The sequence below is a fragment of the Pseudomonas sp. NBRC 111140 genome, assembly GCF_001320885.1.
Lineage (GTDB): Bacteria > Pseudomonadota > Gammaproteobacteria > Pseudomonadales > Pseudomonadaceae > Aquipseudomonas > Aquipseudomonas putida_P.
In genome coordinates, this window is the sequence record NZ_BCBQ01000198.1 from 1 (window position 1) to 884 (window position 884).

Genomic DNA, 884 nt, shown 5'->3' on the forward strand with positions numbered 1-884 from the left:
TGCAGGAAGCCATCGTGCAGCAGCTACAGGCCGGCCAAGGTAGCGACACCAGCCCGACCCGCGTGACTTTTTAACGATTAGACGATTGACGAGACCTTGCGCAGATGAACCATGCCTTGACCCAGCTTCAGCCTTACCCGTTCGAAAAGCTCCGCGCCCTGCTGGGCAGCGTGAAGCCTGCGGCGGACAAACGCGCCATCGCCCTGTCGATCGGTGAGCCGAAGCACGAATCGCCGGCGTTCGTCGCCCAGGCCATGGCCGACAACCTCGACAAGCTGGCGGTATACCCCAGCACCCTCGGCTTGCCGGCCCTGCGCCAGGCTATCGGCCAGTGGTGCGAACGGCGCTTTGGCGTACCGGCCGGCTGGCTGGATGCCGACCGCCACATCCTGCCGGTAAACGGCACCCGTGAAGCCCTGTTCGCCTTCACCCAGGCCGTGGTCAACCGTGCCGATGACGGCCTGGTCATCAGCCCCAACCCGTTCTACCAGATCTACGAAGGCGCAGCACTGCTGGCCGGTGCCACCCCGCACTACCTGCCGTGCCTGGAAAGCAACGGCTTCAACCCCGACTTCGACGCCGTCCCGGCCGAGGTATGGAAGCGCTGCCAGGTCCTGTTCCTGTGCTCGCCAGGCAACCCCACCGGCGCGCTGGTGCCGATGGACACCCTGAAAAAGCTGATTGCACTGGCCGATGAGCACGACTTCGTGATTGCGGCCGACGAATGCTACAGCGAGCTGTACTTCGATGAGGACGCACCGCCACCGGGCCTGCTGACCGCCTGCGCCGAACTGGGCCGCAGTGACTTCAAGCGCTGCGTGGTGTTCCACAGCCTGTCCAAGCGCTCCAACCTGCCGGGCCTGCGCTCGGGCTTCGTCGCTGGC

1 protein-coding gene is annotated in these 884 nt (G+C 65.3%); it reads left to right on the forward strand.

The genetic code is table 11. The features are described from left to right. Positions 1–104 precede the first annotated feature (104 nt). The coding region (locus tag APH42_RS28860; protein ID WP_060494757.1) for an aminotransferase class I/II-fold pyridoxal phosphate-dependent enzyme at positions 105–884 on the forward strand (780 nt) is incomplete at its 3' end.